The organism is Rickettsia parkeri (assembly GCF_051427245.1).
Lineage (GTDB): Bacteria > Pseudomonadota > Alphaproteobacteria > Rickettsiales > Rickettsiaceae > Rickettsia > Rickettsia rickettsii.
On the sequence record NZ_CP195774.1, the window covers coordinates 287,753 to 312,461 of the forward strand.

Here is a 24,709-nt window from a genome sequence, read left to right on the forward strand (position 1 = left end):
AACAATCCGCTTGAATTATAAAAGTTATAGTAAGTGATATTAGGACAGTGAGATATAAAATAATTTTTTTCATAGGTTCAAATAAAAATAGGTGGTTTTGTTGCATGACATAGAGAACAGGGAATGACATCGGCTTAAACTAATTATACAGTTTAGTAAATTTCCTGCGATTGATCTTCCTTACTCGGTACATAATCAAAAATATCATTATTATCTTGATTATCAATCATATCTTCATTCTCAAGCATCTGAACATTATTTACTTTAAATGCTTCTATAACAGTACCGCTTGGTGTAATTTTACCAGTTGCGCTATCTACGGCGATTAGCTTAATTGAATCTGGAACTTTGAAAGGCAGCGATGGCTTATCCTTATAAGCATTACTCATAAAATCAATAAAAATCGGTAATACTACGTTTGAGCCTGTTGCTCTTTTTCCAAGCTCTTTCGGTGTATCATAACCCACATAACTGCCGACTACTATTTTGGGTGTAAAACCTACAAACCATGTATCTTTACTATCGTTACTAGTACCGGTTTTTCCGCCGATAATTTTCCCTAACTTCTTCGCAGCATAACCGGTACCTCTATCTATTGCTCCGGTTAAAAACGAAGTAATTTGATAATCACTAGCTTCATCCGTAACTCTATAGATATATTCTTTCGGTATTTCTAATATTGCGGTATCTAAATTACTATCCGAAACATTACAAGCAAGACATTCTCTATCATCTCGCCTATAAATAATTTTACCATTACGATCTTTAATTAATTCTACAAAATGAGGCTCAACTTTTTTACCGCCGTTAGCAATAATTGCATAAGCATTAGTCATTCTGCTAAGTGTGGTTTCAATGGAACCAAGTACCATAGAGTAAACTTTTTTTGGTTCATTATTAATACCGAAACGCTTAATTATATCAACGATTTTTGTAAGTCCTACGGCAGTTGCAACTCTTACGGTTATAAGATTACGAGATTTTTCAAGACCAGTACGCATAGTGATTTCACCTAAAAACTTACCCTCATAATTTTTAGGACGCCAACTAGGCATCCCTGGACCTTGCGAAATCTCAATAGGTCCATCATTAAAAATCTGATTCGGCTTAACACCGTTTTCAAGAGCTGCTAAATAAACAAAGGTTTTACTCAAAGAACCGGGTTGACGCAGTGCTTGAGTTACTCTATCAAATTTACTTGTGGAAAAATCATAACCGCCGACGCTTGCAAGTACCTGTCCGGTATTTGGGTTCATAACCATAATAGCACCGTTTACTTCAGGAATCTGACGAAGAGCATACCCCTCTTTTATAGCCTCAACCACTATCACATCACCTTTTTTAAGCAAGGTCTTAACTGATTTAAAATTACTTCTTGCCCATTTCATTTCAGCAATAGGCATCTTAGATTTGCTGCCGTCTATAAGTCCAATCTCTACATGATTATCGGCTACATCTAGAACTACAGCTAATTTATACTCTAAAAGCGATGGAGGAGTCGGTAGTTTTTTTAGCTCTCCTTGCCAATTATCAAGAGAAATATTAGCTATAGGCTTTCTAAAACCACGCCTTCTATCAAACTCCCTTAGACCTTTTCTTAGAGAGTTTTCAGCTAATTGCTGCATCTTTGCATCTAAAGAAGTAATGATAGTAAGACCTCCGGTATAAAATTCTTCCTTACTATTTAACATCCTAATTACTTCTTCTCTGACCTGTGCAGCATAATAATCTGCCGTAACAGTTTCTTCCTTAGCTCGTTTACGTAAAACTATCGGGCTATCCATAGCTTCTTTCGCAGCGTCTCTTGTTATATAACCATCTTCAAACATACGTGCTATTACGTAATCACGACGAGCTTTTACTCTAGCATAATTTCTCTCAGGATTAAGTTCGGAAGGGGCTTTAGGCAGTGCTGCAATAAAAGCTGATTCTGCAATAGTAAGTTCTTCTACGGATTTATTAAAATAATTTTGTGCAGCTACCGCAACACCGTATGCACCACGACCAAAAAATGTTTGATTAAGATATAATTCTAAAATTTGATCCTTAGTAAATACTCTTGAAATCATATAAGAAAGAATCGCTTCTTTAATCTTACGTTCAAGAGAAACTTCGTTAGTTAGCAGAAAATTTTTAACCACTTGCTGAGTAATGGTAGACGCTCCTTCCATACGCCTATGATGTAAATAATTAGATATGTTTAAAAATGCTGCTCTAACTATTCCAAACAAATCAACGCCGGGATGGTTATAGAAATTCTTATCCTCAGCTGCAATAAAACTTTCTATTAGCGAACTCGGTACGCTATTAATCGGTACAAATACACGACGTTCAAAAGCGTACTCCTCCATTAATTTGCCGTCACGGGAATAAATACGCGTTACCGACGGCGGATAATAACGTGCAAGCTGTGAGTAATCAGGCAAATCACGTGAATAGTGGTATATTATATAAGCAGTAATCCCGCAACCTACTAAAATAAGGAAGACAAAAATTTTTAAACAAAAAAGAAGAGATTTATACATAACTTATAATATTTCGCCTGTTAAACTATTAAGTGAAGCCTTAGTAATTTTTACATCAATGATTTTACCAAGTAAAGATTTATTAGGGTTTTGGATATATACGGACTGCATGTATGGAGTTTTACCTATTATCTGGTCGTCGAATTTACCATTGCGATCAAATAGAACTTTCATAGTACTACCAACACAACTTGTATTAAAAGCTAGTTGCTGAGCTATGAGTTCTTGTTGTAATATAGTTAATCTCTCTGATTTTATATGTTCAGGTATTTGGTCAGTTCTAGTTGCACCAGGTGTGCCGGGACGTGGGCTATATTTAAACGAATAACACTGACCGTATTTTACTCTACGGACCAAATCTAATGTATCCTCAAAATCTTCATCTGTTTCACCGGGAAACCCGACAATAAAATCAGAGGATAAAACTATATCAGGCCTTGCTTCTCTTAAGCGATTAATTATATCAAAATAATATTCCCGATCATGTTTGCGGTTCATGGCTTTTAATATTTTATTTGAACCTGACTGCACCGGTAGATGTAGAAACGGCATTAATTTAGGTTCGGTGCCGTACAGCTTTATTAGATCATTATTCATATCTATCGGGTGTGAGGTGGTATAACGTAATCTCTCTAAATTGGGAATTTGTGCTAGATGTTTGAGTAAATCGGCTAGACTAAATATTTTATCTGCAGGACCTTTACCGTGATATGCATTGACATTTTGTCCAAGTAACATAATTTCTTTAGCACCGCTACTAACTACTTTTAGTGCTTCTCTGTAAACCTGCTCTACATTTCTTGAAAATTCAGCACCTCTAGTATAAGGTACTACGCAGAAAGTACAAAATTTATCGCACCCTTCCTGTACCGATATAAAGGCACTTGTTCCTTGCGGATATAATTGCTCAGGTAGCTGATCAAATTTTGCTTCTTCAACAAAATCAAGATCGATTAAGTGCTTTTCGTGTCTAACGACTTTTGAGATTAATTCCGGTAGGTTATAATAAGATTGCGGACCGACAACAATATCAACATAAGGAGTTCTTGTAAAAATCTCCTCCCCTTCCGCCTGTGCAACACAACCGGCTACAACTATTATTGCAGAACTTAAACCTTGTTTTGTTCTGGTATCTTGTAGTTTCTTAATACGACCGAGTTCAGAATAAGTTTTCTCAGCTGCTTTCTCTCTGATATGACAAGTATTTAGAATAATAACATCTGCTTCTTCAATATTTTCAGTAGGTTCATAGCCAAAGGGATAAAGCAAATCCTGCATCTTAACGGAATCATAAACATTCATCTGACATCCGTAGGTCTTAATATAAAGCTTCTTACTCATAATTTTATATATATATATCTTTAAACTAAAAGCCTAGTATACGAAGATCAAATTCAAAAAGAGCGAGGAGTTCACAAGGCAAGATGAGCTGCGTATAACGTAATACGCGAGAACCGAAGCTCTTGTAGAACGACTCAGCCAATTTTTGCAGTTCATCGAATATACTAAAGTTTTATATTATACTATATTTATATCAATCTTTAAACTAAAACCTTGATGGGCATTGCTCAATAACTATAGATATCTTTAAAAGCCCCGTCATTGCGAGGAAAAACTGCAAGTTTTGACGAAGCAATCCAGTTAAAAATGCTAATATTTAGATTTTTATTATTTTTGCTAGATTGCTACGCTCCTTGCAGTCGCTCGCAATGATGACTCGGTATCCACGCAGGTAATGCTGAGTTAGGAATGACACTCAATCCTTACGGATTAATTCTTGCTGTGCAGATTCTTGCGGTGATTTCTTTTAATTTTTCTATTCTTTCAATAAGACAAAGCAGCTGTTCTTTAGTAATTTTATAGTTTTTATCATATCTTGCATCAACATAAGCTTTTTCAAGAAACTCAAAACACTTTTTTTGTTCTTCGGTTAATTGAAGAAATACACTCCATAATTCATTGTCATAATTTCCTGCCATGCTACCTAGTTCTTGTAAATTATGTAATTTAGGTTTGTAGTTTGAGGAAACTAATAAAATAGTACTGTAAAGACTTTCCGTAGCTTGATAAAGGGCAAAGGCTGATAAAAAGCATACTACAAATCGCTTAAATAAGTAGTTGCCCCTTTTAAAAAACCTTTACCTCTACCAATCGCTCCAAGATAAATCTTTAGCCTCGCTAAGTATAAATTCCCTTCTTTTTTTATATCGGTATAAAAATAACGTCCTTTTTCTAACTGCCTACTTATTTCCTCTATTGACTCTAGAATTATCGATATTCTTGAATCATACGGAATAATTTGCTTAGGGTTTATTATTCCTGTGTTTTCTAATCTTATATATTTATATTATCTTTTAATCTTAAAGCAGTGTATCCTTTATATTTACCTTTTTTCAGAATTATCAAAATATCAGTATCGCTATGATAGCCGTAAGGTAGATCATGTACCCAATCGCCTCTAGCAAAAGAGCCGTACAAGATAATCATAGCGATTTTTCCTGTGCAATATCTAAAATCTGCTGCACTATAAAATTAAGCCTTGCTCTAATTTTAAGAGAACGTTCGGGTAAGGTGGTTTTCATTTAAATATCTATACTTTATATTTTTCTGCTTTTAGCTTTTTTATTTCTTCTATTGTAAGCTTAGTATATCGTGCTATTTTCTCTATAGGTTCATTCTCTATTAGCATTTCTTTTGCAGTTTCAATTTTCTCTTTTTCTATGCCCTTCTCCATCCCGGCATTAAACTTTCCTTCAAACTTGTCTATGTCTTGTTATATAGCCATTTCAGCTCTAAAATAATCATCATGCTCTTGTTCTGTCCATTTATATTGCTCTAAACTTGCATATGCCGATAACACAATTTCATTTTTAATCTCTTTTGGCGGTTCTTGTTCTTGCGAAGCATATTTTAATAAATGCAACCATTCATCGGTATCATCTTTAAGATCATTTTTTTAAACTTCCCTAGTTCAATAAATACATAAGTTAATGAAAACAAATATTATTTATGTATATTGCTTTCTTTTATATGATGATAGCTAATATACGGCAATTCATCAGGCAAAGCTTTTGCTCCTATGATAGAAATTATTACTACCGGCAATAAATCCTTATGTTTCATACCCTTCTTAATTTGACTAACGTAGGTATAACAACCGTAAAGCTGCGTTCTATTAAGATAATCTTTCTCCATTTTACGCTGCATCTCGATTATATACCATCTACCGGTTTCATCTTTAACTTTTATATCGAACAAACTTCTTTGCCCTTCAAGAAATACAAGGAACTGTTCAGTAGTTATATAGCTTAAATCTATGATTCTATCTCCTTGCGATAACCTAAGAAGAGAGTTCAATAAATTTATTAATTTTACTTTATCGCTAAATAGTTTTTTAAATACGACATCATTTGTACCGTCTAAATATCTTTGGATAAATAATTATATCTTTGGTAAGTTTTTATACATAGCAAATTAACTTCAGGCAGTAAATTACTTTTACAATTTATTATCGGTACTAGGCTTCTTGCATCACCTATCTTATAAAGAGGAACTTGAAGGAAACACGGAACACAGCACTGCAGCGTACATAAAAGTACGTGAGGATGCGAGTACCGGATTGACGTACAAATTACCTTTAGAAGGAGGTTATGCAAGAAGCCTATTAATACCTATCATTATCATCATACACTCCCCAAATTACTTTCTTGGAAATCCAACCTGTGTAATCCTTACATGTAATTTGGCAGAATTGTTCTTTACATTTTTTTAAACTACAACGAACTTTTGGCATTAATTTTGCTATAACTCGGCTTTTATGGTCTGCGGATTTGGTAAGTTCTATTTCCTTATCAGAAGTAATAACTACTGATCTTTTACCTGATAAAACGCTTGAATGTATCCAACCGCCTTCGCCGTTAATGTCACGTACTTGTCGCCATTGCTTGTACTCTGCAGTTATTTCTACCGGTTCGCCTTTTTTAACAAAAACCCATTCTACGGCAGATTTAGTAGTTGGTCCGCTCCTTGCATTTACTTCATTAGATTTTATTGAAACAAATCTCGGAATAGGCAATTTTTTATTATCGGCATTAATTGTTGTTGATAATATTACAATAATTAAAGTAATAAGAATTTTAATCATTATCTTCCGTTTCAGATAAAGCATCCTCTTTTTTTGCTATTATATAATTACCAAGCCTAAATTGTACTTTTATTCTATTAATTTCCTGCTCACTAATACCTATATTTTTTAGGACTGTTCCACCTATTTGTAATCCAGTCTCATAACTTTCTGGAATAATAGTTGTGGCACCTAAATCATAAAACTCTCTAGCATTTTTTAAATTTTTTAACTTAACGACAACCGGTATATCCTGATAATTACCACTAATTGTTTTAAGCGATTTCTTGATAGTTACTTGATTATTCATAGTAAGTATTATAGCGAATGCTCTTTCCGTACCTAATGCCTTTAGAGTATCGGCTTGCGATACATCACCTTTAAAAACCGGCAAACCGTTTGATAGCTCTTCTTTTACTCTATCATCATCTAAATCAAGTATTACGTAACTTATACCTTCCGCTTCCAAAACTCTTGCTACCATTTTACCGGTATTACCGAGTCCGGCAATAATAATATGGTTTGTTAAATCTCTTGCCCCAAGCTCAATCATTTGAGTCGGAGTTTTACCAAGTCCTTTATCAACTTTCTCAGCAATCTTTTGCCCTAAAGCTGCGAGTAATGGAGTAAGTGCCATAGTAAAAGTAACTACGAGTAATAATATATCGGCAGTACTTTCTTCTAATACTCCACTATCTTTACCTAAACTGAATAATATAAAACCAAACTCTCCACCTTGCGATAATAATAAGCCTGAATAAAAAGCAACTCCTTTATTAAAACCGAATAAAATACAAAAAGCCGTTATGATTAAGGTTTTTATACCTATTAAAGCAATAGATAAAGTAAGAATATGAGATATTTTTTCATACATTTCTAGGGCATCGATATTCATACCCACGGTCATGAAAAACAATCCTAAAAATAAACTTTTGAAAGGATAAATACTTTCCTCTGCCTGCAATCTAAATTCAGTTTCTGCAACTAATACTCCGGCAACAAATGCCCCTAGAGCTAAAGATAAACCAAATGTTTCGGTAGCCCAAGCAGCAGAAAGTACTATTAACAAAGTCATCGAAATAGGTAACTCGCTTGCATTATTACTTTCTGATGAAATGAATGAAAATACAGGACGAAGAAAAACACGACCGACAATAAATATTGTAAGTAAGGCCGTTACGGCTTTTAAGAGTGCAATACCAAGAGCCACTGCAAGCGAGGCTTTATTGTTACCGGCAAGTAACGGAACTATCACAAGCAATGGCACTACGGCCAAATCTTGTAGTAACAGAATAGCTAAAGAAACTCTTCCTATTTGCGTTGATTGACTACGATTTGCCTCAATAACCTGCATAACAAGTGCTGTAGATGAAAGGGCCAGACCACCGCCGGTAATAATAGCCGCACTACTATTGCCGTCTATAAGCACCATTGCACCGGCAATTACTATAGCGGTTGTTAAAACTTGCAAACTACCGAGACCAAATACATATCGTCTCATAGCTTTTAATCGCTCGAAGGATAACTCAAGTCCTATCGCAAATAATAAAAATACTACACCAAGTTCACCTAGTAACTTAGTTTGGTCATATGTTACGATTTTTAAACCGTGATCACCTATTGCAGCTCCGGCAATTAAGTAACCAAGTACCGGACTTAATCTAAGACGCTTAAGTATAGCCACGATAAAAACCGCAGTACCGAGTAAAATTATAACGTTAATAAGAATATGATCGTTCATCTTTTCCAAATTTCTTCTAACTTAAAATGCTCCCGTACTTCAGGATAAAAAATATTAATTAAAATAGTACCTGCATCTATTAGTACCCATTCTGATTTACCAAGCCCCTCAATATTACTATTTATACCAGCATTATTTTTTAATTCTAAAGCTACATATTCAGCAATTGCTCCAACATTTTTAGTCGAACGACCGCTAGCAAATATAATATAATCGGCTAATTTATGTTTTCCTGTTAAATCAATTACCTCAATATCTTCTGCTTTTTTCTCACTTAAACATTCTAAGATAAATAATTTTAATTCTTCAGTTTCTTTTTTCATAATAATTAATAGAATGACATAATAATATTAATTATTATATGCATAAGAGTCGATTTTATCAATGAATGTTTAAAATTCTATAATAAAAATTCATATAAAGCTTTACTTTAAGCAAAAAAACTTTAATTAATACTTAAATTAATATTGATAAAATAATGGCAATATCTGTAGAAGAGTTAGAAAAAATACTTAAAGAATCATTTCCGAACAGTACAATGAAAATTACTGATTTAGTAGGAGATCAAGACCATTATGCCTTAGAAATATCAGATGTTCAATTTAATGGACTTTCTTTAATTAATCAACATAAATTAGTAAAAAACGTCCTGTCTGAAATATTAAATAAAAAACTACATGCAATTACCATAAAAACTATCGCAGTTCCCGAAAAATAATTACAAATATTAATATGATAATCCTTGTATAAATTCAACTTGTTATTTAATTTTATGCAAACAGCTGATTATATAGTAATCCGCTATTCGGTGTGTAATTAAGAATAAGGATTTTAAAATCCTTATTCTTAATTGATGCGGGTTTTTAGAAGTTTACTTTAAATCTTAGCGTACCGGACTGGGCATGGTATTTTTTAGCTAAGTTCAGACTGTAATGCACTCCGTGCTCCATTCTACCCTTCTTAATTACTGCACCTGCCCCTAAATCATATAGCATTTTAGTAGGTTTAGGTGCCAGTACCGGTAGAGGCTCATTAAGACCGTTAAGATCTGCAACGATTGCCGGTGTTTTACCTTTGAAATCGTAATTAATAAAGGCATGAATTTGCGGTCTAATTATGAATTCATCCTTATAGTAGGTTGTCTTAATTTCACCGCCGAGTATACCTTCAACCTTGTTATATTGACGTTTCTGAATAGTTAGGTTTTGGAAAGAAGTACCGTATTCCTGATAACCGGAATCTTTAATCTTAGTAAGCCTGATTCCTGCCATCGGTGCAAATGAAGTTTCTTTCCATAGATAATTATAACCCCCAACTACTTGACCACTATAAGAAGTTGAATTATATTTACCGTGTGCTGTTTCATAACCGCCTATAAATATTACGTAGTTCATTAGTTTTAATATCACTTCGTGCATAGGTGGTTACGCCTTCTATAAATAGGTTATTTATAAAGCTATATAAACCGTATATAGAGCCCATATTAGTTCCGACCTTAGTAGTATTGCCGGCTTTAGCATTTTACGTAACTTCGTATCGACTCTAATAAGCAGCACCCAGAACTATATTATCGTTTATAACGGTATCAATCCCGATTGAGCCACCGGTAGATTTAGCTTTATAAAGTCCGTTAAAGGCTTTTTGTACTGCCTTACCGTAATATAGGCTAGCCCATACCCCGTAAATGGAATTATTAGCTTTACTTTCATCAAGTTCACAATCACCGCCTCCGACAAGCTACACCTCTCTTACGTGATGTAGCATCTTCTGTTGTAGGATTCGTAGCATTGTTATTTTCATCTTCAAGAGCCTTAATTCTCTCCCTTACTTTCTGATTACCGATACTAGTATTATCTTGTGCAGCATTAAAGCCGTCATTCGCTTTAGCACGACTTATTCCGCTACCTGAGCTTCCACCGCTACTTGTACCTGCAGAATTATCTCGGCTACTACCTATAGCAGACATATCGCTACCGGAACTACTTCCCATGCCGTTACTATTATTAGCGGGAGAAATACCTGTTGCTTTAGGATTATAGCTATTACCGTATGGACTACTTCCGCTGTTGGTTACACCGCCTTTAGTTGTACCTCCCAAACTAGAACTGCTCCCTTGTGCTGAAGAGTTACCGCTATTAGCAGGAGCAATACCGGTTGCAGCAGGACTATTATAACTTGAGCCACCGGCACCACTCTAACCACTAGAAGCCGTTGATGGACTGTATACATCCAAACCGAAAACTGGACTATTGTAGCTTGAGCCACCTGTTGACGGACTGTTATAACCCGTAGTACCTCCAAAGCTACCGCCTCCTCCAGTTGATAACTGGTTAGCGCCTACGTTTGAGGTTGGAATCGTTACGACCGAAGCATTCGGACCGTAAGGATTGCCTCCGACATTAGCAGGACCGTTAGGACCAAAACCACCGGTACCAACTGATGGGCTACCGCCGCCTGTACCAATATTACCTCCTGTACCAGGTCCGTTAGAACCAAATCCGCCTGTGCCTGTAACCGGAGTAGTCGGAGTATTATATCCTGCCGGATTGCTAGGTGTTACGTCGTAGCCGCCCGGAGTGGTAGGCGGAACATATATATTATATATTGTTAACTACACTACCGCTAGTTGGTGGCGGCTGTAGATGGCTAAAACCTCCAACACTCGAACCGACGGAAGGACCCCATTGGGGTAATAAGCGGAGTAGTTATTCTATGTATTTCATTTGAAGGTCTTTGAATTATAGGTAATAGATGTTCAACGACTTCTCATCTTTGCTCTACAAGGGTATTTACTATAACATTACCAACAGGAGTATTTATTAAAATTTTGATGATATTATCTATTGTTACATCTCCTGTTGGTTCTATCATCAAAAGTACAAAGGAATTACCTGTAATTTGCCATCTGACAAAACCACCTTCATTAGCGGTTACATTAAACGGTAAGCTTACAGCATGACCAACTATTATATTACCTCCTGCCGTGGTGATGATAGGATAAGCACTACCTTGCCCAATAGCAAAGGGATTATTTTGTGCAGTTAAAAATACTTTAATTGAAGAAACATTTGATAAATCAAAGGTACTACCACTTGCGAGTACTATATTACCGCTATTAGCGTTGCCTGTTTGCCCTGCATTTATAGTATCATAGAAGACATTTATAATAAGCTCACCGGTAGGAGTAGCAGAGCCTGTATAAGTAACTTTATTATTACCAAGATCGAAAGTTATATTACTTCCTGAGATATTGCCCCCGACATTTACACTAGTATTATCACAGGTAAACATCATTGTTGCTTGATCGGCAACTTATAGTATTTGCTCCTAAATCCGATGCAATAATAAAAGCGGTTTTCTTCGGTGCAAAAGTAATAGTATTAGTGCCTGTTACCGCTTTTTGTAACCATACATCATCATCGAATTTATGACTACCGCCATTAATCGGTGCTTGTACAAGTGCAGCATTAATGTATTCCGCTGAAGAGTTGCTGCTGCTCCCTTTGAAGTTCTCTGAAACGATTTTTGTTTTGTAATGAAATTTTGTTGTTGCTCTTGGCACTTTAACACCGCCGACCGTGGCTGATGAAATGTCTAAACTTCTACTGTTATAACCGGTAAATACCGCTGATTTACCGGCATCAATAGTTTTAGCATAGGTATCCCCTTTTACCGTGTCTTTATTACTACTGAACTAGTTTAAGGTTTAAATTCTCACCGCCTAAATCATCGGTCAAACCATTATTAGCGTTAAATATTGCCGTACCTTGATTATTAGTCTTGGTTGTTATACTCGAGTAAAAATCTTCGCTATCGATTGTGATTTTACTGTCTACACCGTTGAACTGAACGGTTTTAAGGTGATTTGAGTCTGAACCTACCGAACCACTACCGCTAGCTCCAGTTGTTAAATCATTTGATATTGCAAGAGTATGGATTTTATTACCTGTGGTCGTAATTGATTCATTTATTATACTTGTATTATTAAGGCTTAAAGTTGCAGACTGAGCAGTAGTAAATGAAATCGAGCCTGTTTTCACAGTACCTTGAATTGTAACATCACCCCTGTCTATTTGAACTATATCGACCATTCCTTTAGTACCTATACTACCGGAATAAGTAATAGCAGTAAATTCATCAAAAATCACCATGCTCTATCCTCAGGATTTAAAAGCAAAAGGAGAAAAGCTTGATCCTTTAGAAATATCTAAACTATTCGTTGTTCCCTTAAATTTTATGTCGCCACCATTTATTAATATTACATATCCTGCATTAATACCTCCGGTACAATTTAATACATCACAGCTAATAGTTATATCACCCACTTTTGAAGTACTGCTACCTATAGCTCCACTAACGCTGCTTGGACCGGTAAACATTAAATCCACATCTTTACCGCCTGTGATGTTAATACCACTGGTTAAATTAGTTGCTTGAGTAAACACTTATTACCCGTGCCGGTTCCTTGGATTTCAGCAATTGACATATTACCGCCGGCGTTAATCGTAACAGTGCTGTTGTCAACACCCGCTTTTAACATTGCAAGGTTCGTAATTGTATTCGTTAAGTTTCCATTACAGTCAACTGTACCTATAGTACCGTTAGTACCTCCGGTACTTGTTATATTACCGGTAATAGCTGATGTTATATTATTTGCTATATCACTAGCAAATATTGCTAGGGTACCGGCATTATTTTGGCAATTCATATTACCGTCAATCTTTACAGCCCCAAGCTCGCTATTAATAGAACCGGAAGGAGTGGAGAAAAAAATTTGATCCAAACTGTGATCCTATAGCAACTTTTGCAACGGATACGTCGATATTTTTGGGGTATTAAGAGCAGTTATTACCAGTGTTCCGTGCCCTGTAAGTTGTATTTTACTCACCGGATTTGCTTTTGTTCCGATAGCATACTTATTAGCCATACCATCTATTGTTAACTTGGTATTAGCATTTCTTGCATTTATCTCAACTACACCGGTATTTGGAACAACTGGCTCTATATTACCTGTTAACTCTATAGTACTGTTTTTGCCTCTAGCTACGGTAGTCATTAACTTTAAAACAGATTCGGAATTCACGAATGTAACACCTGGTGCATCTAATGGAAAATCACCGTTTAATGCATCAAGGGCATAAACGGCTGGTCCAGCATTAACCTCACCGATATTAATTTTGGCAATCTTAGCCGAGGTAAGTGATGCATCGGCAAAAACCCCGCCAGCAGCAATATTAAGCACTGCAGTATTACTCATATCAAGTCCATTTGTACCTAACGTAGCATTAGTACCAACAACGCCGACATTACCACTAACATTTATAACAGCAAGGGGATTTGCCTTTGTGCCAAGAGTTTCATTACCCAAATTACCCTGCAAAGTTAACACATTATTATTAGGTATAGTACTAGAAGTACTACTTAAATTGACGCTACCGCCTCCACCGGCAAAACCATCGACACTATTCATAAAGGTAACTTGTTGATTTTTGCTAGTAGTTAAACCAAATACGGATTTAGTATTATTCAAATTAATATCACTTCCTAGCGTTAAAGCCTTGTTAGATACATCTATCGTAAATGCCGCGACTGCATTTCCTTGCCCGATATTAATTGTGTTTACCATACCTATACTTGAATCAGTAGCCGTTAAAGTAGTACCGGTAGTATAAACGTTTAATGTTCCTGTGTTCCCGTTTTTGATTTGGCTGTTAAGTAAATAACCTGCAGGATTTGCTCCCGAAAACTCTAAAACACCGCCATTGGTAAAATCCACGTTACCGCTTTTTGTAAGCGAGTCTTGTAAATTCGCCACAGCATTGTTACCAAGTGTTAAAGAAGTAGCGGATACACTTTTTTGCAAGATAACCGTTTTATTACCCGCTGCATTAACAGTAATTGCTCCAATATTATTTATGACTCCGGTAACGTTACCGCCTCCTAAAAATACTAAATTACTGTTAGTTGCTGCACTACTTGTCACTGCTGCTAAAGTACCGATATCATTAACGTTAACCGTACCTGCAGACCCTTTAAAATCAGTCTGTCCTGTAATAACTGTTGTGTTAATAGTTCCGGCCCCGCAAAAAGTTGCATTACCGGTAATATTGCCTGTATATGTTCCTGTTCCGACAGTAACATTACCCGTAGTATTTGTTGTAAGTTGGCCTGCTCCGACCGCAGCATTACTGGTAAAACCACCCGCAGCTGTAGCTACCACACCTGCATTATTTATGGTAAGAGTAGTTGCACTAGATGCTCCGACTATCATAACATTCCCTGCTCCGTTAAGATTCAAAGCCGCAATACCTGTTACAGGTCCAAGCGTACCTACTCCTAAAACATTAACAATGCCGTTAACACCTCCGCTACTTGTTACTGCCGCTAAATTACCGCCCGCAGCAAGGTTTATTGTACCGGCATTATTGCCTTGAACATTTAATATATTAACCGGATTTGTAGCTCCTACATTACCGATAACCGTACTATTACCGACAAAATTTAACACCTCCTCCTAATTTATTATCTATATTACCACCGGTAGCCCCACCAACATTCTTACCATCAGCGATTGTTACTTGTACGGCCGTACCGTTAAAATCTATATCAGAAATTACATCTTGCTGAAATCGTACTAACGAGTTCTGCGTAAATTGTACTAATCCTCCCGCGCCGGTATCCAATCCACACCATACGGCGTGTCTACTCCTATATTAATAGGCTGATACTGGTTCCCTATCTGAATAGTTTGGGCAAAGATGGTTCCTGTAATTGTAGCTGGAGTGTGATTTAGAGGAGCTCCTATCCCATCGGTTAAAAATTTGTTAAGCCTTATTGTCCCTCCTGTTCCATTACCGCTACCTGCATTAAGTGCAATTTCTCGGCTACCGGAAACCACGTGTACTCTTAATTGACCATCTACATCATTTGCTGGAACTAGGTTGAAGCTAGCCACAAATTCTGCAGCATTTGGCGATTCATTACTTACGTCATAAGTAGCATTTTGGCCGCCGAACTTGATACTATGTCTATAGGTTGTATATCCATAACTTACATTAACGTAAAGACCTGCGGCTGGTGAAGTATCAGTAGCAAAATTAAGTAGCTTATTATTTGCAATATTAAAAGTTTTTGCCTTAATCCAACTTGGATGTTTAAATTGAAAGTCAGTGTCAATCTGTAATGTAAGATCTGCCTGGCCTTGAACAGAAGTTACTATACTACCTGGACCTGAGATAAAGGCGATTCTATTATCACCAGTAGAAGGAAAAAGTGATGTAGCCTGAAAAATCAAAGTACTAGCTAAATCGTTAAAATTAAAGCTGTTAAAATAGTAAGTATTCCCTGGTGCTTCTCCTGGTCCTGGAGCAAAAGGAGGAACCACTGCAAGTGCTTGTGCATTTGTAACTGGCGTACCTGTTAAAGTGATGTTTATAGCGTTAGGGACATCTACAACACGCCCGACATTTTCTTTAGTAAGATCAACAGGTATAACCGATCCAAAATATGTTATTTGGCACAGTCATTGTTGCATTATTAAAGGTATCTCTAAATATATATAGCAGGCATTGCTGGCACATCTGCAGTAAAATTATTTACTTCGCCAAGGCTTACAAATGAACCTAGTACATATGCTCCTCCGCCAAAAGCACTACCATCAGCTACTGAGCCACCCCCTACTGTTACGATTCGGTTAGCAATACAAAGGGCACTAACTAGTGCTAGCAAGCATCAATGCCGCAATTGATGTAAACATGCCTTTTTTTATTAAATTTTTTATCGTTGACTTGACATAATATCTCCTAAATTTGGGCTTAATTTTTCTAACTTATGATTTTGTTATATAAATAACATATTACTTTTAATTGAAAAACACTAATTAATACTAAAAATATCTATAAAAAATAATTATAAAGAAGGTATTTTCTATATAGAAAAAGTAACTTATGGTTACTTTTTCTTGTTTAAAATAAATTAAACTTTATGTACTCTTTATAGAAATTCGGTAAATCGTATATAAAACTTAAGAAATACAAGGGTAAAACCTATCTATTTTAGCTTCTTAGTGCAAACCGCAAAACTTTATTAATTTTTGTACCTCTTATGTCATTCCTGCGAAAGCAGGAATCCAGTAATCTTTAATGTCATCCCGCAACTTGATTGCGGGATCTCAGGACACAGTCTGTTATACAAGATCGGGGTCAAGTCACAGTATAACAGCAAAAAAGACTGGATTCCCGCTTCCACGGGTATGAACATAAGGGCCATACAACAAAGCCGCAGGACTAATACAATGACGCTTAGAACCTAACAAAACCACTTTTTCTAGGTAAAATCTATAAATTTTTATATAAACAAATTGATTTGCTACGAATAATAGAGTATATAGTATAGACATAATTAATTATCGGGGCGTAGCGCAGCCTGGTAGCGCATCTGGTTTGGGACCAGAGGGTCGGGAGTTCGAATCTCTCCGCCCCGACCATAAAAACATAAATTATAATGTCAAAAGACGACCTCATTCAGTTTACAGGTACAGTACTTGAACTTTTACCTAATGCTACTTTCAGAGTAAAGCTTGAGAATGATCATGTAATTATTGCTCATACTTCCGGTAGGATGCGTAAAAATCGTATCAGAATATTACTAGGAGATAAAGTTATGGTAGAAATGACTCCTTATGATTTAACTAAGGGGCGTGTGGTTCATCGTCACTAGTCTTTATAAGTATGAAGCAGAACAGAAAAAACCTACCGATTATATTAGCATCAAGCTCTCCTGCAAGAATTGAGTTACTAAACAGAATCAAAATTATCCCTTCACAAATTATTCTGGCAGATATAGACGAAACACCTAATTTGCGTGAATTACCCGCTCCCTTAGCCATAAGACTTGCTTACGAAAAAGCTATAAAAATTGCATCTCAAATAGAGGAATCAGCTATAATTATAGCTGCCGATACCGTAGCGGCAGTAGGTAGAAGAATATTGCCGAAAGCTACTACTTATGAAGAAGTCAAGAATTGTATTAAGATGTTATCCGGGCGTCGTCATCGTGTCTATACCGGTTTATGTATTATCAAAAAAGAGAATGATCAGCTTACAGTTAGACAAAAAATAGTTCAGACTATTGTTAAGTTCAAAAAATTAAGTGATGAAGAGATTAATTTTTATTGTTCTTTGGATGAGGGAATAGATAAAGCCAGCGGATGTAAAATTTCCGGTTATGCAGAAGCTTTTATCTCATTTATTTCCGGCTCATATTCAAATGTTATGGGATTACCTTTATTTGAAACAGTAAATGCTCTAACTTCTTTAGGTTTTAGATGTTCAAATATCATGCCTGCAAAAATGAATTATTGTCATTCCGCGACTTGATCACGGAATCTAGTTAAAAATACTAAAATTATTAATATAATAATTTGTTTTTCTAGACCCCGTGGTCAAGTCAAGCCACGGGGTGGCATTAAATGTTTTTGGATTCTTGCGATCCACGCACATAAATTACCTAGCTACTTAATTCCCAGGCTCATCCAAATGACTTCTCTCATAATTTTCATGACGCTCTTGAGCTTCAATACATAATGCAGCAATAGGTCGTGCTTCTAATCTTTTTATACCTATTGGGTCGCCTGTTTCTTCACAGTAACCATATTCTCCATTTTTAATACGTGATAATGCTTCTTCTATTTTACTCATTAATTTACAATATCTATTTCTACTACGAAGCTCAAAAGCTCTTTCTGTTTCATGAGTAGCACAATCGTTAAGATCGGATTCTTTTAAATTTGCTTCCTTTAAATGATTTAAAGTCTCTTGAGATTCCTTTAATAAATCCTCTTTCCATCTTAAAAGTTTTTGTCTAAAATATTCTAGGTGATTAGGACACATATATTCTTCATCTTGAGAAGGTTTATATCCCATAGGTAATTTAGGTGTTTCTAGCATATTAATATCTCAATATTAACTTTAATATATTATGTTTATAAGGTTTTTAAAAGTGTTTCTAGCATATTAATATCTCAATATTAACTTTAATATATTATGTTTATAAGGTTTTTAAAATAATATATAACTTAAAATTAATGCAAGAAGATTATGAATATTAATATATTTTATTTTTTAATTGGATATGCGGTAGTATATACAGCTTCTAAATGCTTTATACTTGTTTTAGTATAGTTTTGTGTAGTAGATAGACTTTTATGACCTAATAGTTCTTGAAGAGAGCGTAAATCTGCACCATGCTCAAGCAAATGTGAAGCAAAACTATGTCTAAATGAATGAGCAGTTAAATGCTGCGGTAAACCATAAAAATGCTTTAATTTAATTAATTCACGATTAAATACCGGTGGTTGCAATTTCTTACCCTGCTTTCCTCTAAATATGGGTTCATTATCACCTAACTTATACGGCAATATTTCTAAATATTGGGTAATTAAATTTTTAGCAATCGGTAACCACGGAATTATTCTTTCTTTACTACCTTTACCTATTATTCTTATAAATTCTAGATTTTGTAGATGAAGTTTCGTAATTGATAATGCTTCCGATATACGTAGACCTGAAGCATATATAAGGACAAGTAGGGCTTTAACAGGTTGGCTGATAAGTCCCCGGTCTGATAACTTCGTATAAAGTATCCTATACGAAGTTACGGCTCCTCCTAGAACGATCGCCGCATGCTAGCATAAAACGCGCGCACTAACAAGTGCCCAGCGCGCTGCCTCAAAAAATCTCCGGAAGTTTCCCGGATATTTATTGATGATTTTATTTTTAATCTAGCATACCATTTACAGTTTTATTATTACAACCATACATTAAATAACTGTTGCATTAACATTATGTATGATTTATCCTAAGTTATCTGAGTAACATAAGGGATATTATAATGGTCAGCAAGGGAGAGGAAGATAATATGGCGATCATCAAAGAGTTTATGAGATTTAAGGTGCACATGGAAGGAAGCGTTAATGGTCATGAGTTTGAAATCGAAGGCGAAGGCGAAGGAAGACCGTATGAAGGCACACAGACGGCTAAACTTAAGGTCACAAAAGGCGGACCGCTTCCATTCGCGTGGGATATTCTTTCACCGCAATTTATGTATGGTTCTAAAGCCTATGTGAAACATCCTGCGGATATTCCTGACTACCTTAAACTGTCTTTCCCGGAAGGATTTAAATGGGAACGCGTCATGAACTTCGAAGATGGCGGCGTTGTTACGGTGACGCAGGATTCATCACTGCAAGATGGAGAATTTATTTATAAAGTTAAACTGCGCGGCACAAACTTTCCGTCAGACGGACCTGTCATGCAGAAGAAAACGATGGGCTGGGAAGCCAGCAGCGAGAGAATGTACCCGGAGGACGGAGCACTTAAAGGCGAAATCAAGCAACGCCTGAAGCTGAAAGATGGAGGCCATTATGATGCCGAGGTCAAGACGACATACAAAGCTAAGAAACCGGTACAATTACCTGGAGCATACAACGTCAATATCAAGCTGGATATTACGTCACATAATGAAGACTATACGATTGTAGAGCAATATGAAAGAGCAGAGGGAAGACACTCTACAGGTGGAATGGACGAATTATACAAATAGGGATTAAATTATGAGGGAAGCGGTGATCGCCGAAGTATCGACTCAACTATCAGAGGTAGTTGGCGTCATCGAGCGCCATCTCGAACCGACGTTGCTGGCCGTACATTTGTACGGCTCCGCAGTGGATGGCGGCCTGAAGCCACACAGTGATATTGATTTGCTGGTTACGGTGACCGTAAGGCTTGATGAAACAACGCGGCGAGCTTTGATCAACGACCTTTTGGAAACTTCGGCTTCCCCTGGAGAGAGCGAGATTCTCCGCGCTGTAGAAGTCACCATTGTTGTGCACGACGACATCATTCCGTGGCGTTATCCAGCTAAGCGCGAACTGCAATTTGGAGAATGGCAGCGCAATGACATTCTTGCAGGTATCTTCGAGCCAGCCACGATCGACATTGATCTGGCTATCTTGCTGACAAAAGCAAGAGAACATAGCGTTGCCTTGGTAGGTCCAGCGGCGGAGGAACTCTTTGATCCGGTTCCTGAACAGGATCTATTTGAGGCGCTAAATGAAACCTTAACGCTATGGAACTCGCCGCCCGACTGGGCTGGCGATGAGCGAAATGTAGTGCTTACGTTGTCCCGCATTTGGTACAGCGCAGTAACCGGCAAAATCGCGCCGAAGGATGTCGCTGCCGACTGGGCAATGGAGCGCCTGCCGGCCCAGTATCAGCCCGTCATACTTGAAGCTAGGCAGGCTTATCTTGGACAAGAAGATCGCTTGGCCTCGCGCGCAGATCAGTTGGAAGAATTTGTTCACTACGTGAAAGGCGAGATCACCAAGGTAGTCGGCAAATAATCTAGAGATAACTTCGTATAATGTGTACTATACGAAGTTACCTGCAGGCATGCAAGCTTAGACCGGGGACTTATCAGCCAACCTGTTATTTCTAAGTTCTACCCACTTAACATTCCCGTATTCTTCAATATGTTCAAGTGATATTACTACATCATCTTCCGATAAAGCTTTTGGTAACAATTTAGTCTTTTTAGGAGATTTTATAGAAAAAATTATATGACTATTTAATTGTGTTGTTTTCTCTAAAAACCTATAAAAATTTTTTACTGCAGACAAACCACGTGAAATTGAAGAAGCGGTAAAATTATCACAGTTACGTTTTGCAAGCCAACTTCGGATTAATCTGATATCTGCGGTTTTAATATGATTTATCGTTACAAGCTCTGAATTATAATAATTCATAAACTCAAGAAAATGCTTAAGGTCATTATTATAAGAACTTACTGTATGATTAGAGTAATTTCTTTGCAAAACGAGGTATTTTTGCCACTTATTTATTAATGCTTGAATTGATGTATCTAACATTTATAAAAACTTAACTATTTTTAATATTATTCTTAATGCTAACAATTATTGACTCATAATTTTATAAATGTGAGCATGAATTGAGGGTTTATGTTTACATATACGTAACCTATAAAACACAAAAAATTTTTTAGGATAATGAATAATGTGAAATAATACACAATTTTTAATGAAATCCTATATGAATCCAGAATTTTATATGAGTTCTATGAAAAATATCCCTAGTGTAGATCTTGCATCTATCACAAATACAATGCAAAGAGCTATGAATATTCTTTTAATAACTAACCAAATTGCTACAGAAAGCATGCAATCTTTGCTTAAGAAAAATTCCGAAATTATACAAAATAATGTTAATACTATTTTGAATACTACTAAAGAAGCAGCAACTTCTAAAGATTTCAAACAAGCTAGTGAATGTCATCAAAAATGTTTAAAATCTATTTATATCTTTTAGCTACTAGATTCCTGCTTTCGCAAGAATGACATAGTGGAAATCTCCTCTCAGTTGCTCGCCTTTCTGTTTAACCAATTTTGTAAATAAGATTCTGCTAGCTCCTGATCTTCTATAATAATTACATTTTCAGCATTACGTTTATCGGCAGCAGCCGTGAAATTAAACGAACCGGTTATTACTTTCTTTTTATCAATAATTATAACTTTATTATGAGCGATTCCCGGTACTTTATCTATATCTACATCAATTTTTGCTCGTTGTAATTCATGTAATTTAGAAAATTTTTGCTTTAAATTACTACGATCAAGCAATATTCTAACCTTTACTCCTCGCGCTTGTGCATTAATAAGTGCAGTAGTAATTAACGCATCGCTCATACCGTATGCCTGCATATAAATAGATTCTTCAGCTTTATCTATCTGATTGGCTATAAACTTAGTACAACCGGCAGGCGGAGTAAAACATGTACTAACTTTACTTCTTGAAAGCTCTGAAATATTGTAATGCTTTATTTGCATAGCAGATAAAGCTAATGATTTTTGACTTATTAGATTAGTAAAATAATCCGGATTCTGTCCATAAAGACCTAAAGCAATTCCCAAAATAAAGGCAATAGATATTTCTATAAATTTATTATTTTTTCTCTTCATGACTTATTTATATTTTAGGCATTGCATAGATCGGCTTTTCCGTCATTGCGAGGAAAAGTACAAAGTAATTGACGAAGCAAAATCTCATGAGATTGCCATGCAGCCTATGGCTGCTCGCAATGACGATTTAGTATCCCCACAAACAACACCTACTTCCTTACGTAACTTCCTGGAGCTTCTTCAATAACCTCTAGATTCTGATAATCTAAAGAATCTACTAGCTTATTATCATTATTTTTTATAAGCCAATTAAGCCAATAATTCCACCATGAGCCTTTATATTCCGTAGCTTTCATAAGCCACTCATGACTACTTAAACTTAAGTCGTCATTAAACCGATAATTATATTTAGCACTAGCGGGAGGATTAACTACAACTGCTACATGCCCTGAATCCGTGAGACAAAAAATCTTATGTCCGTTTAATAATTTTACTCCATCATATATTGAACGCCATGGAGCTATATGATCTTCTTTTGCGGCTACGAAAAAAGAGTTACAATTAACTTTTCCAAGATCTATTTTTGTTCAGAGTATCTCTAAATTATTAGACTCTTTTAGCAAGTTATTGCAATATGTATTTTGTAAATATTCCTCATACATTTTTGCCAGCAAATTAGTAGAATCCGCATTCCAATATAGCAAATCAAAATGCATCGGTTTTTTACCGAGTAAGTAATTATTGACAAAAAACGTCCAAATTAAATCATTAGCCCTACGTGAGGATCAAAAAATATGAAACAACGACGCCAATTTTTCAAATTAAACGAGTATACCTTATATCTTTAAACTATTCCACATACTATTAACCTTGTCGATAACTTCCTGACTCATTTCTATTTTTTTACCCCATTTTCTATTTGTCTCAGGGTATATTTTATCGGTTGCATCTATTCCCATTTTACTACCAAGGCCTGACTCAGGAGATGCAAAATCCAAATAATCTATCGGGGAATTATCTATAAAGCTCGTATCACGCCTTGGGTCGCTTCTTGTTGCTATTGCCCAAATTACTTCTTGCCAATTACGAACATCAATATCGTCATCTACAACTATAATAAACTTACTATACATAAAGTGCCGTAAGTAAGACCAAATCCCAAGCATTATTCTTTTAGCATGACCGGGATAGGATTTTTTAATCGATACTACCGCAACTCTATATGAACAACCTTCAGGTGGAAGCCAAAAATCGACTATTTCCGGAAATTGTTGCTGTAATATAGGAATAAAAATTTCATTTAATGCTTCACCTAAGATTGATGGCTCATCAGGCGGTTCTCCTGTATAGGTGCTTAAATATACTGGATTTTTCTTCATCGTTATTGCGGTAACCGTAAATACAGGAAATTCCTCAACATCATTATAATATCCGGTGTGATCCCCAAAAGGACCTTCAGGCAAATACTCCTCTAAACTTACATAGCCTTCCAGAACTATTTCACTATGTGCAGGTACTTTGAGGTCAATAGTTTTGCATTGTACCAACTCTACTTTTTTATTACCGAGTAAACCAGCAAAATTATACTCCGAGATATTCTCAGGTATCGGCATAACTGCTGCCAAAGTTACCGCTGGATTTGCCCCGATAACGATAGCAGTAGGAAAAGGTTCTTTTTTTGCTTCTTTCCAACGTTTATGATGCTCTGCTCCCCCCCGTAACTTTAACCAACGCATCAATAGCTTATTTTCTGAAATAACCTGCATTCTATATATGCCAAGGTTGTAATTATCGATTTTATCTTTTGTTGGACCTTTAGTAAATACTATACCCCAAGTAATTAAAGGCGAAATATCATCCGGCCAACATCTTTGGATCGGCAATATATTAATATTCGGTTTGTCAATGACGATTTCATGACAAGCTGCTTTTGATACGGTTTTAGGAGACATAGCAAATATACGCTTAGCAAGCGGTAACATTGACAATGTTTCTTTAAAAGATGCGGGTGGTTGCGGCTGTTTAAGGAATGCTAGTAAAACGCCAAGTTCTCTTAATTCTTTGGGTGACTTAAGTTTAAGCCCCATACAAATACGATTTATACTAGCATAAAGATTAGTTAGAACAGGTATGTCGGACTTAATGCCGTCGACTTTTATAACATTTTCAAAAAGTAATGCAGGTCCGCCTTGTGCTAATACTCTTCTACTAATTTCAGTAATTTCTAAGTCAGTTTTAACCTCAAGAGCAATACGCTTTAACTCACCGTTTTTTTCTAAAAATTTTAAAAACTCCGGTAAATCTTTAAAGCTCATAGTTTTTTTTGTTTATAATGTGCGGCTTATTTT

33 protein-coding genes, 1 tRNA gene and 2 pseudogenes are annotated in these 24,709 nt (G+C 36.0%); 8 read left to right on the forward strand and 28 right to left on the reverse strand.

The genetic code is table 11. From position 1 onward, the window contains the following. Positions 1-152: 152 nt before the first annotated feature. The 10 genes from ACSFFC_RS01675 to rsfS form a co-directional block, all read right to left on the reverse strand. Complete coding sequence (locus ACSFFC_RS01675) at positions 153-2,525, reverse strand: penicillin-binding protein 1A (RefSeq protein WP_014411097.1); 2,373 nt, start codon at positions 2,523-2,525, stop codon at positions 153-155. A gap of 3 nt (positions 2,526-2,528) precedes the next feature. Continuing rightward, positions 2,529-3,866, reverse strand: coding sequence for a tRNA (N6-isopentenyl adenosine(37)-C2)-methylthiotransferase MiaB (miaB, locus tag ACSFFC_RS01680; protein ID WP_014411098.1), 1,338 nt, complete (start codon positions 3,864-3,866; stop codon positions 2,529-2,531). A gap of 422 nt (positions 3,867-4,288) precedes the next feature. Beyond that, positions 4,289-4,564: a HEPN domain-containing protein gene (locus tag ACSFFC_RS01685; RefSeq protein WP_100217526.1), complete on the reverse strand. Its 276-nt coding sequence runs from the start codon at positions 4,562-4,564 to the stop codon at positions 4,289-4,291. A 295-nt stretch (positions 4,565-4,859) separates the two neighbouring features. Continuing rightward, on the reverse strand, positions 4,860-5,012 hold the full coding sequence (locus ACSFFC_RS01690) for a nucleotidyltransferase family protein (protein WP_004997297.1): 153 nt from the start codon (positions 5,010-5,012) through the stop codon (positions 4,860-4,862). A gap of 103 nt (positions 5,013-5,115) precedes the next feature. After that, complete coding sequence (locus ACSFFC_RS01695; RefSeq protein WP_014014833.1) at positions 5,116-5,259, reverse strand: hypothetical protein; 144 nt, start codon at positions 5,257-5,259, stop codon at positions 5,116-5,118. Positions 5,260-5,298: 39 nt separating this feature from the next. Then, positions 5,299-5,448 (reverse strand): hypothetical protein, encoded by a 150-nt coding sequence (locus tag ACSFFC_RS01700; RefSeq protein WP_012151358.1) that lies wholly within the window; start codon positions 5,446-5,448, stop codon positions 5,299-5,301. Between the two features lie 80 nt (positions 5,449-5,528). Further along, on the reverse strand, positions 5,529-5,882 hold the full coding sequence (locus tag ACSFFC_RS01705) for a PD-(D/E)XK nuclease family transposase (RefSeq protein WP_014411099.1): 354 nt from the start codon (positions 5,880-5,882) through the stop codon (positions 5,529-5,531). A gap of 307 nt (positions 5,883-6,189) precedes the next feature. After that, positions 6,190-6,669: an SH3 domain-containing protein gene (locus ACSFFC_RS01710; protein ID WP_004997294.1), complete on the reverse strand. Its 480-nt coding sequence runs from the start codon at positions 6,667-6,669 to the stop codon at positions 6,190-6,192. After that, positions 6,662-8,389: a cation:proton antiporter domain-containing protein gene (locus ACSFFC_RS01715; RefSeq protein WP_014411100.1), complete on the reverse strand. Its 1,728-nt coding sequence runs from the start codon at positions 8,387-8,389 to the stop codon at positions 6,662-6,664. Before ACSFFC_RS01715 ends, ACSFFC_RS01710 begins: the two co-directional genes overlap by 8 nt. Beyond that, the gene (gene rsfS / locus ACSFFC_RS01720; protein WP_004997291.1) at positions 8,386-8,712 is read right to left on the reverse strand and encodes a ribosome silencing factor; all 327 of its coding nucleotides are present in this window, start codon (positions 8,710-8,712) and stop codon (positions 8,386-8,388) included. Before rsfS ends, ACSFFC_RS01715 begins: the two co-directional genes overlap by 4 nt. Positions 8,713-8,867: 155 nt before the next feature. On the opposite strand from rsfS, the gene ACSFFC_RS01725 reads away from it, so the two are divergent. Further along, on the forward strand, positions 8,868-9,107 hold the full coding sequence (locus tag ACSFFC_RS01725; protein WP_004997285.1) for a BolA/IbaG family iron-sulfur metabolism protein: 240 nt from the start codon (positions 8,868-8,870) through the stop codon (positions 9,105-9,107). Between the two features lie 145 nt (positions 9,108-9,252). Here the strand turns inward: ACSFFC_RS01725 and ACSFFC_RS01730 are convergent, their stop codons facing one another. From ACSFFC_RS01730 to ACSFFC_RS01740, 3 genes are all read right to left on the reverse strand, one after another. Beyond that, the gene (locus tag ACSFFC_RS01730) at positions 9,253-9,807 is read right to left on the reverse strand and encodes an autotransporter outer membrane beta-barrel domain-containing protein (protein WP_231282968.1); all 555 of its coding nucleotides are present in this window, start codon (positions 9,805-9,807) and stop codon (positions 9,253-9,255) included. Positions 9,808-9,931: 124 nt separating this feature from the next. Further along, on the reverse strand, positions 9,932-10,075 hold the full coding sequence (locus tag ACSFFC_RS01735) for an autotransporter outer membrane beta-barrel domain-containing protein (RefSeq protein WP_231283020.1): 144 nt from the start codon (positions 10,073-10,075) through the stop codon (positions 9,932-9,934). Between the two features lie 34 nt (positions 10,076-10,109). Then, entirely contained in the window at positions 10,110-10,487 is a 378-nt protein-coding gene (locus tag ACSFFC_RS01740) for a hypothetical protein (protein WP_231282970.1), read from the reverse strand. Positions 10,488-10,776: 289 nt separating this feature from the next. Between ACSFFC_RS01740 and ACSFFC_RS01745 the strand changes: the two genes are divergently transcribed. Next, on the forward strand, positions 10,777-10,956 hold the full coding sequence (locus tag ACSFFC_RS01745; protein ID WP_014411102.1) for a hypothetical protein: 180 nt from the start codon (positions 10,777-10,779) through the stop codon (positions 10,954-10,956). 199 nt (positions 10,957-11,155) lie between these two features. On the opposite strand, the gene ACSFFC_RS01750 is transcribed toward ACSFFC_RS01745, so the two are convergent. The 9 genes from ACSFFC_RS01750 to ACSFFC_RS01790 form a co-directional block, all read right to left on the reverse strand. Further along, the gene (locus tag ACSFFC_RS01750; RefSeq protein WP_196792930.1) at positions 11,156-11,680 is read right to left on the reverse strand and encodes a hypothetical protein; all 525 of its coding nucleotides are present in this window, start codon (positions 11,678-11,680) and stop codon (positions 11,156-11,158) included. Next, positions 11,667-11,951, reverse strand: a complete 285-nt coding sequence (locus tag ACSFFC_RS01755; protein ID WP_041472126.1) for a hypothetical protein — start codon at positions 11,949-11,951, stop codon at positions 11,667-11,669. The genes ACSFFC_RS01750 and ACSFFC_RS01755 overlap by 14 nt, the downstream gene beginning before the upstream one ends. Before the next feature lie 124 nt (positions 11,952-12,075). Beyond that, positions 12,076-12,540, reverse strand: coding sequence for a hypothetical protein (locus tag ACSFFC_RS01760; protein WP_010977822.1), 465 nt, complete (start codon positions 12,538-12,540; stop codon positions 12,076-12,078). Between the two features lie 9 nt (positions 12,541-12,549). After that, positions 12,550-12,834: a hypothetical protein gene (locus ACSFFC_RS01765; protein ID WP_014411103.1), complete on the reverse strand. Its 285-nt coding sequence runs from the start codon at positions 12,832-12,834 to the stop codon at positions 12,550-12,552. Then, positions 12,810-13,172, reverse strand: coding sequence for a hypothetical protein (locus ACSFFC_RS01770; protein ID WP_041472250.1), 363 nt, complete (start codon positions 13,170-13,172; stop codon positions 12,810-12,812). The genes ACSFFC_RS01765 and ACSFFC_RS01770 overlap by 25 nt, the downstream gene beginning before the upstream one ends. A gap of 9 nt (positions 13,173-13,181) precedes the next feature. Beyond that, positions 13,182-14,897: a beta strand repeat-containing protein gene (locus tag ACSFFC_RS01775; RefSeq protein ID WP_231282971.1), complete on the reverse strand. Its 1,716-nt coding sequence runs from the start codon at positions 14,895-14,897 to the stop codon at positions 13,182-13,184. Further along, on the reverse strand, positions 14,878-15,072 hold the full coding sequence (locus tag ACSFFC_RS01780) for a hypothetical protein (protein WP_014411104.1): 195 nt from the start codon (positions 15,070-15,072) through the stop codon (positions 14,878-14,880). Before ACSFFC_RS01780 ends, ACSFFC_RS01775 begins: the two co-directional genes overlap by 20 nt. Continuing rightward, positions 15,048-15,773, reverse strand: coding sequence for a hypothetical protein (locus ACSFFC_RS01785; protein WP_014411105.1), 726 nt, complete (start codon positions 15,771-15,773; stop codon positions 15,048-15,050). Before ACSFFC_RS01785 ends, ACSFFC_RS01780 begins: the two co-directional genes overlap by 25 nt. A 164-nt stretch (positions 15,774-15,937) precedes the next feature. After that, positions 15,938-16,117: a hypothetical protein gene (locus ACSFFC_RS01790; RefSeq protein ID WP_014411106.1), complete on the reverse strand. Its 180-nt coding sequence runs from the start codon at positions 16,115-16,117 to the stop codon at positions 15,938-15,940. A 680-nt stretch (positions 16,118-16,797) separates the two neighbouring features. Here ACSFFC_RS01790 and ACSFFC_RS01795 point away from each other — a divergent pair. The 3 genes from ACSFFC_RS01795 (at position 16,798) to ACSFFC_RS01805 (ending at position 17,766) form a co-directional block, all read left to right on the forward strand. Continuing rightward, positions 16,798-16,874, forward strand: a tRNA-Pro gene (locus ACSFFC_RS01795). A gap of 17 nt (positions 16,875-16,891) precedes the next feature. Next, positions 16,892-17,107: a translation initiation factor IF-1 gene (infA, locus tag ACSFFC_RS01800; RefSeq protein WP_014411107.1), complete on the forward strand. Its 216-nt coding sequence runs from the start codon at positions 16,892-16,894 to the stop codon at positions 17,105-17,107. Between the two features lie 11 nt (positions 17,108-17,118). Beyond that, positions 17,119-17,766, forward strand: a complete 648-nt coding sequence (locus ACSFFC_RS01805; RefSeq protein ID WP_014411108.1) for a Maf family protein — start codon at positions 17,119-17,121, stop codon at positions 17,764-17,766. A gap of 138 nt (positions 17,767-17,904) precedes the next feature. Here ACSFFC_RS01805 and dksA read toward each other — a convergent pair whose 3' ends face one another. Beyond that, positions 17,905-18,336, reverse strand: coding sequence for an RNA polymerase-binding protein DksA (dksA, locus tag ACSFFC_RS01810; RefSeq protein WP_004997250.1), 432 nt, complete (start codon positions 18,334-18,336; stop codon positions 17,905-17,907). Positions 18,337-18,503: 167 nt separating this feature from the next. Continuing rightward, positions 18,504-18,983, reverse strand: a pseudogene (locus ACSFFC_RS01815) (tyrosine-type recombinase/integrase); the annotation flags it as partial. A 323-nt stretch (positions 18,984-19,306) separates the two neighbouring features. On the opposite strand from ACSFFC_RS01815, the gene ACSFFC_RS01820 reads away from it, so the two are divergent. Beyond that, positions 19,307-19,990, forward strand: a complete 684-nt coding sequence (locus tag ACSFFC_RS01820; RefSeq protein WP_139162151.1) for a hypothetical protein — start codon at positions 19,307-19,309, stop codon at positions 19,988-19,990. 10 nt (positions 19,991-20,000) lie between these two features. Beyond that, positions 20,001-20,789 carry an ANT(3'')-Ia family aminoglycoside nucleotidyltransferase AadA1 gene (gene aadA1, locus ACSFFC_RS01825; protein ID WP_001206315.1) on the forward strand — a complete coding sequence of 263 codons (789 nt, stop codon included), beginning with the start codon at positions 20,001-20,003 and terminating at the stop codon, positions 20,787-20,789. Positions 20,790-20,867: 78 nt separating this feature from the next. Here the strand turns inward: aadA1 and ACSFFC_RS01830 are convergent. Next, positions 20,868-21,314: pseudogene (locus ACSFFC_RS01830) on the reverse strand (site-specific integrase); the annotation flags it as partial. A 181-nt stretch (positions 21,315-21,495) separates the two neighbouring features. Here ACSFFC_RS01830 and ACSFFC_RS01835 point away from each other — a divergent pair. Continuing rightward, a complete protein-coding gene (locus ACSFFC_RS01835) occupies positions 21,496-21,771 on the forward strand; it encodes a phasin family protein (protein WP_014411110.1) in 276 nt (91 codons plus the stop codon). 47 nt (positions 21,772-21,818) lie between these two features. Here the strand turns inward: ACSFFC_RS01835 and pld are convergent, their stop codons facing one another. From pld to ACSFFC_RS01850, 3 genes are all read right to left on the reverse strand, one after another. Further along, positions 21,819-22,421, reverse strand: a complete 603-nt coding sequence (pld, locus tag ACSFFC_RS01840) for a phospholipase D (protein ID WP_014411111.1) — start codon at positions 22,419-22,421, stop codon at positions 21,819-21,821. Between the two features lie 149 nt (positions 22,422-22,570). Then, positions 22,571-22,717: a hypothetical protein gene (locus ACSFFC_RS01845; RefSeq protein ID WP_014411112.1), complete on the reverse strand. Its 147-nt coding sequence runs from the start codon at positions 22,715-22,717 to the stop codon at positions 22,571-22,573. 480 nt (positions 22,718-23,197) lie between these two features. Next, positions 23,198-24,676 (reverse strand): UbiD family decarboxylase, encoded by a 1,479-nt coding sequence (locus ACSFFC_RS01850; protein ID WP_014411113.1) that lies wholly within the window; start codon positions 24,674-24,676, stop codon positions 23,198-23,200. Positions 24,677-24,709: the final 33 nt, after the last annotated feature.

Excerpts from the sequence above, each read along its gene's own strand:
- ACSFFC_RS01695 (WP_014014833.1), bottom strand. The coding sequence starts at position 5,259 with ATGGAGAAGGGCATAGAAAAAGAGAAAATTGAAACTGCAAAAGAAATG.
- ACSFFC_RS01850 (WP_014411113.1), bottom strand. The coding sequence starts at position 24,676 with ATGAGCTTTAAAGATTTACCGGAGTTTTTAAAATTTTTAGAAAAAAAC.
- ACSFFC_RS01715 (WP_014411100.1), bottom strand. The coding sequence starts at position 8,389 with ATGAACGATCATATTCTTATTAACGTTATAATTTTACTCGGTACTGCG.
- ACSFFC_RS01805 (WP_014411108.1), top strand. The coding sequence starts at position 17,119 with ATGAAGCAGAACAGAAAAAACCTACCGATTATATTAGCATCAAGCTCT.
- ACSFFC_RS01750 (WP_196792930.1), bottom strand. The coding sequence starts at position 11,680 with ATGTTTACCTGTGATAATACTAGTGTAAATGTCGGGGGCAATATCTCA.
- ACSFFC_RS01760 (WP_010977822.1), bottom strand. The coding sequence starts at position 12,540 with ATGGTGATTTTTGATGAATTTACTGCTATTACTTATTCCGGTAGTATA.
- rsfS (WP_004997291.1), bottom strand. The coding sequence starts at position 8,712 with ATGAAAAAAGAAACTGAAGAATTAAAATTATTTATCTTAGAATGTTTA.
- miaB (WP_014411098.1), bottom strand. The coding sequence starts at position 3,866 with ATGAGTAAGAAGCTTTATATTAAGACCTACGGATGTCAGATGAATGTT.
- ACSFFC_RS01675 (WP_014411097.1), bottom strand. The coding sequence starts at position 2,525 with ATGTATAAATCTCTTCTTTTTTGTTTAAAAATTTTTGTCTTCCTTATT.
- aadA1 (WP_001206315.1), top strand. The coding sequence starts at position 20,001 with ATGAGGGAAGCGGTGATCGCCGAAGTATCGACTCAACTATCAGAGGTA.
- ACSFFC_RS01730 (WP_231282968.1), bottom strand. The coding sequence starts at position 9,807 with ATGCACGAAGTGATATTAAAACTAATGAACTACGTAATATTTATAGGC.
- ACSFFC_RS01820 (WP_139162151.1), top strand. The coding sequence starts at position 19,307 with ATGGCGATCATCAAAGAGTTTATGAGATTTAAGGTGCACATGGAAGGA.
- dksA (WP_004997250.1), bottom strand. The coding sequence starts at position 18,336 with ATGCTAGAAACACCTAAATTACCTATGGGATATAAACCTTCTCAAGAT.
- ACSFFC_RS01690 (WP_004997297.1), bottom strand. The coding sequence starts at position 5,012 with ATGATTATCTTGTACGGCTCTTTTGCTAGAGGCGATTGGGTACATGAT.
- infA (WP_014411107.1), top strand. The coding sequence starts at position 16,892 with ATGTCAAAAGACGACCTCATTCAGTTTACAGGTACAGTACTTGAACTT.
- ACSFFC_RS01835 (WP_014411110.1), top strand. The coding sequence starts at position 21,496 with ATGAATCCAGAATTTTATATGAGTTCTATGAAAAATATCCCTAGTGTA.
- ACSFFC_RS01845 (WP_014411112.1), bottom strand. The coding sequence starts at position 22,717 with ATGAAAGCTACGGAATATAAAGGCTCATGGTGGAATTATTGGCTTAAT.
- ACSFFC_RS01725 (WP_004997285.1), top strand. The coding sequence starts at position 8,868 with ATGGCAATATCTGTAGAAGAGTTAGAAAAAATACTTAAAGAATCATTT.
- pld (WP_014411111.1), bottom strand. The coding sequence starts at position 22,421 with ATGAAGAGAAAAAATAATAAATTTATAGAAATATCTATTGCCTTTATT.
- ACSFFC_RS01710 (WP_004997294.1), bottom strand. The coding sequence starts at position 6,669 with ATGATTAAAATTCTTATTACTTTAATTATTGTAATATTATCAACAACA.